The sequence below is a fragment of the Streptomyces deserti genome (assembly GCF_054782695.1).
This window is the reverse complement of sequence record NZ_BAAGRZ010000076.1, coordinates 1-5,844: the sequence shown is the minus strand read 5'-3', so window position 1 is coordinate 5,844 and position 5,844 is coordinate 1. Positions and strand designations below refer to the sequence as shown.

General features: G+C 72.5%; 1 protein-coding gene. It reads right to left on the bottom strand.

What is annotated here, in order from left to right:
• A partial coding sequence (locus ACYVMZ_RS38970) for an amino acid adenylation domain-containing protein (RefSeq protein ID WP_461088004.1) occupies positions 1–5,844 on the bottom strand: 5,844 nt, incomplete at both ends.

Genomic DNA, 5,844 nt, shown 5'->3' with positions numbered 1-5,844 from the left:
GCCGCATCACCGTCCCGTCCACCGCCTCGTTCGGCGCCACCACGACCGTGCCGCCGGACAGCAACGGCACCCACAGTTCGTACGACGACGCGTCGAAGACGTGCGGGGCGTGGAACAGCACCCGCGGCGTCACACCCCAGCACCGGTCTCGGGCCAGCGCGACGACATCCCGGTGCGTGGTCACCACACCCTTGGGCACACCCGTCGAACCCGACGTGTACATCAGGTACGCCGCCGCGTCCGGAGCCACCGACGCGGGCAGCTCCACCTCGGTATCCGCGTGCGCGTCGACCGGCACCACGTCGAGTCCGGTCGTTCGGCCGATGTCATGTCCGGCCGTCGCGTCGTGCACGATGACCGACCGTGCGCCCGCGTCCTCGATCACCGCGCGCATCCGCGCCACCGGCCATCCCGCGTCCAGCGGCAGGTACACGCCTCCGGCCTTCAGCACCGCCAGCAGGGCCACCACCAGCTCGGCCGACCGCTCCATCAGCACGGCGACCACCGTCTCCGGCCCCACGCCGGACGCGACGAGCACCCGCGCCAGCTCATCGGCCCGCGCGTCCAGTTCGCCGTACCGCACCTCGGCATCGCCGGACACCAGCGCCACGGCGTCCCGATCGGCCGCCGCCCGCTGCGCGAACGCTTCCGGCACCGAGACGTCCGCCACCGCGACCGAGGTGTCGTTGTGCCCCTCGACCAGCTCGGAGCGTTCGGCTCCGTCCAGCACGTCCAAGGCCATCAGCGGCGTGTCAGGGGCCTCTTCGAGGGCGGTGACCAGGTTGTCCAGGCAGGTGTGCAGGAGCGCGCAGACCTGGGCGGGATCGGCGGGAGCCACCGCGTCCACGGCGATGGTGAAGCCGCCCCCTCCGACATCGACGGCCACGGCGAGCGGATAGTCCGTGATGTCGCGGTCGGAGAGCAGTTCCATGCCCTCCAGAGCTTCGGCGGCCTCCTGGGACACCTCCTGGTTGTGCCGGTAGTTGAAGAGCGAGGTGAACAGGGGGCTGCCGGGCAGCCCACTGGCCGCCTGGGCCAGGGCCAGCGGCGCGTGCTCGTGGACCATCAGGTCGGCGAGCTGGTGCCGCAGGCCGGTCAGCGCCTCCCCGACCGGCAGGCCGGCCAGGCGCACCCGCACCGGCAGCGTGTTGATGAACAGGCCCGGTACGCGGTCGGAGCCCGCCCCCGAGTTCATCCGGCCGAAGACGATGGTGCCGAACACCACGTCGTCGCGGCTCGACAAGGCCGCCAGCACGCGTGCCCACGCCAGGTGGAAGACCGTCGCCGGGCTCACCCCCAGCGACCGCGCGACCTCCTTGAGCCGCCCGGTCAGGTCGCCGTCGACCCGGAGGTTGGCCTGGGCCACCGCCGTGCCGTCGCCGTGCACCTCGGCCAGCCCGTACGGTGCGGTCGGCTCGGTGACGTCGCCGAGGAGGTCGGTGAAGTAGCGCTGGTGCTCCTCCCTCGGCACCCCGAGCCGTGCCTGCGCGACGAAGTCCCGGAACGGCAGCGGCTCCGGCAGCTGTTCGGTCCGTCCTGCCAGGTGGGCCCGCAGCTCGTCGAGCATCACCTGCAGGCCGGTGTGGTCCTGGAGGAGATGGTGGACGCGGAGCAGGCACAGCCACCGGTCGCTCCGTGGGTCGGCGGCGATGTGCGTCGTCATCAGCGGTGCCCGGTCCAGCTCCATCCAGCCGCGGACGGCGGCCGCCAGCTGCTCGTGGGCGTCCTGGCCCTCGGGGTCCAGGACCACTTCCTCGACCGGCAGGCCGGCGTGGCGCAGCACCACCTGAACCGGTTCCGGTAGACCGTCGGACATGAACGCCGTGCGGTAGACGTCGTGCCGGTCCACCACCCACTGCATCGCCTCGAGGAAGGCGTCCAGGCGTCGCCGTGAGTCGAACTCGATCACGGTGGGCGTCACGTACACGTCCGTGCCGTCCCGGTCGAGCATCAGGTGGTGGAAGAAGATGCCTTCCTGGAGCGGGGCCAGCGGGTAGACGTCCTGGATGTTGGCCGCGCCGCCCGGCACGCGCTCCACCACCCGCGCGACCTCGGCCTCGCCCAGGTCGACCAGCGGCAGCATCTCCGGCGTGATCCTGGTGGCACCGTCGGGGATCAGGTTCGGCGGTACCTCCACCGTCTCCGGCCCTGCCGCTGCCGCCAGTCCGGCCGGCGTCGGCGTCGTGAACAGTGCCCGCACCGACACCGACACCCCGCGCTGCCGCAGCCATTCCACCAGCGACACCGCCAGCAGCGAGTGGCCGCCCAGGGTGAAGAAGTCGTCGTCCACGCCGACCGCGGGCAGTCCGAGCACCTCGGCGAAGGCCTGGCACAGCAGCTCTTCCTCGATCGTGGCCGCGGCACGCCCGCCACCGGAGGTGTAGGCCGGGGCCGGCAGTGCCTTGCGGTCGAGTTTCCCGTTCGCGTTCAACGGCAACGCGTCCACCGCCACGACCACCGAGGGCACCATGTACGACGGCAGCCGCTCGGCCGCGTGGGCATGCGCCGCTGCCGCCACATCGCCGTCGTCCGGGTCACCGGCCACGACGTAGGCGACGAGCCGCTTGTCGCCCGGGACGTCCTCGCGCACCACCGCGGCAGCGCGCCCGACCGCCGGGTGGGCACCCAGCACGGCCTCCACCTCGCCCAGCTCGATCCGGAATCCCCGGATCTTCACCTGGTCGTCCGCCCGGCCCAGGAACTCCAGCTCACCGCCCGTCCGCCACCGCACCACGTCGCCGGTGCGGTACATCCGCTCCCCGGCCGGCCCGTACGGGCAGGCCACGAAGCGCTCCGCGGACAGTCCCCGGCGCTCCAGATAGCCGCGTGCGAGCTGCGTTCCGGCCAGATACAGCTCACCGGACACGCCCGGCGGTACCGGCTGCAGCGCACCGTCGAGCACATAGGCCCGCGTGTTGTCAATCGGGTGGCCGATCGGCACCTGGGACACCGTGGTACCCGCCGCGACAGCGGCCGCGGTCGCATAGACCGTCGCCTCGGTCGGACCGTACAGGTTGGTCACCGTGCTCCCGACCGCCGCCATGCGGGCGGCCAGGGATCCGGGCAGTGCCTCGCCCGCGACGAGCAGACGCAGTCCCCGCGCGGCCGCCGCGTGTGCGGTCAGCAGCGCGTGCCACAGCGCGGGGGTGCCCTGCATCACGCTCACCCCGAACCGTTCGACGAGTTCGGCCACCGCCGCCGGATCCCGCACGTCCCCGTCCTGGGCGACCACGACCGCGGCGCCCGCGAGCAGCGGAACGTACAACTCGAAGACGTGGATGTCGAAGGTCACCGTCGTCACGGCCAGCAGGCGGTCCGTGGTGTCCATCGGGATCCGCCGGCCCATCGTCGCGACGAGGTTCGCCATGGCGCCGTGCGGGACGACGACTCCCTTGGGCCGCCCGGTGGAACCCGACGTGTAGATCACATAGGCCGGGTGGTCCGGGAGCAGTGGCGTGACGCGTTCGCCGTCGGTGACGGCGGCGTCGTCCAGGCCCGCCAGTTCCGCGACCGTGCGGGGATCGTCCACGTCGATCCGTTCCGGCCCGGACGCCTCGGCCGCGGCGCCGCGACCGGTGAGCAGCAGCCCGGGCCGGGCGTCATCGAGCATGACGGCGATGCGTTCGGCCGGATGGTTCGGGTCGACCGGCAGATACGCGGCCCCGGCCTTCAGCACCGCGAGCAGAGCGACGAGCAGGTCGGCCGAGCGCTCCATGCACACCGCGACACGCGACTCCGGACCGATACCGCGCCGCACGAGCAGCCGGGCCAGCCGGTTCACGCGCGCGTTCAGCTCGGCATAGGTCAGCCGGGCATCGCCGCACACCACCGCCACCGCGTCCGGTGTCCTCGCCACCTGCGCCTCGAACATGTCGGGGACGGACAGGGCGGGCAGCGGGGCACCCGTGTCGTTCCACTCCTCGAGGACCAGCCGCCGTTCGTCCGCGTCGAGCACGTCCACCGCGCTCAGGTGCACGTCTGTGTCCCCGGCGATCGCCTCCAGGACCCGCACCAGGCAGCCCGCGATCCGCTCGGCCGTCTCCGGTTCGAACAGGTCGGCAGCGGCGATGAGCATGCCCTCGATACCCGCCGGAGCACCGGCGGCGTCGAGCATCTCCCCGACGGACAGCTCCAGGTCGAACTTGGCCGCCGCGCTCCCGAGGGGCAGCGTGTCGGTTCGCAGACCCGGCAGGTCGGCGGCGGGGCCGCCGCCGGGCCCGCCCGTGTTCTGCAGGGTGAGCATGACCTGGAAGAGGGGGTGGCGGGCCAGCGACCGGGTCGGGGCCAGCTCCTCGACCAGCCTCTCGAACGGCACGTCCTGGTTCTCGTACGCCGACAGGCTCACCGCCCGCACCCGTGCGAGCAGTTCGCGGAACGTCGGGTCACCGGACAGGTCGGTGCGTATCACGAGCGTGTTGACGAAGAAGCCGACCAGATCGTTGAGGCTTTCGTCCGTCCGTCCCGCGACCGACGCCCCGATGGGGACGTCGCTGCCGGCGCCCAGGCGGTGCAACAGCGTCGCGAGCGCGGCCTGGAGCACCATGAAGACCGTCACGCCCTCCACGCGCGCCATCTCCAGCAGCCGCTCGTGGACCTCGGCGGGCACCAGCAGTGGCACCTTGTGCCCGCGGGTGGACACCTCGGCGGGCCGCGGCCGGTCCGCGGGCAGCTCCAGTTCTTCCGGTGCCCCGGCGAGGGCATCGCGCCAGTACGCCACCTGACGCGACAGGACACTGCCCATGTCGCCCTCGTCGCCGAGCAACTGGCGCTGCCAGAGCGCGTAGTCGACGTACTGCACCGGCAGCGGCGCCCAGCCCGGCTCGCGCTCCTCGCGGCGGGCCGCATAGGCCTCCGCCATGTCGCGGGCCAGCGGTTCCATGGACCAGGCGTCCCCGGCGATGTGGTGAACCACCAGGACCAGCACGTGCTCCTGAGGCGCCGTCGCGAACAACCACGCCCGCAGCGGGATCTCCGTGGACAGGTCGAACGCGTACCTGGTCGCCCCGGTCACCGCCTCTTCGAGTTGGTCCGCCGCGACGTCCACGACCCGCAGTTCGAACCCGGAGTCGTCGACCGGCAGCACCCGCTGGTACGGCTCCCCGTCCGCCATCGAGAACACCGTCCGCAGCACCTCGTGCCGCCCGATCACATCGCGGAACGCGCCCGCCAGGGCCTCCCGGTCCAGCTCTCCGCTCAGCCGCAGGGTGAGGGGGATGTTGTACGTGGCGTTCGGCCCGTCCAACTGCCCGAGGAACCACAACCGCCGCTGCGCGAACGACAACGGCGCTCGCTCCGGCCGCTCGCGCGCCTGAAGCGCCGCTCGTCCCGGCCCGGCCTGAACGAGTCTGCGCGCGAGGGCCGCAGGGGTCGGTGTTTCGAACAGCGCCCGGATCGGCAGCTCCACATCCAGTACCGCGCGTACCCGGCTCACCAGCCGCGTCGCCAGCAGCGAGTGGCCGCCCAGGGCGAAGAAGTCGTCGTCCACGCCGACGGCCGGCAGGCCGAGCACCTGGGCGAAGGCTCCGCACAGCAGTTCCTCGCGCGCGTCGGCCGCCGCCCTGCCCGCGCCGGCCGCATAGTCGGGGGCGGGCAGCGCCTTGCGGTCGAGCTTGCCGTTGGTCGTGAGCGGGAAGCTGTCCAGCTCCACGATCGCCGAGGGCACCATGTATCCGGGCAGTTGCTCGGCGGCGTAGGCGCGCAGCGTCTCGGGCACCTCGGCGGCATCCACGCCGTCGGCGGCGATCACGTAGCCGGTGAGTCGTTTGTCGCCGGGGATGTCCTCCCGTACGACGACCGCCGCCTGGGCCACCGCCGGATGCCCCGCCAGCACGACCTCCACCTCAC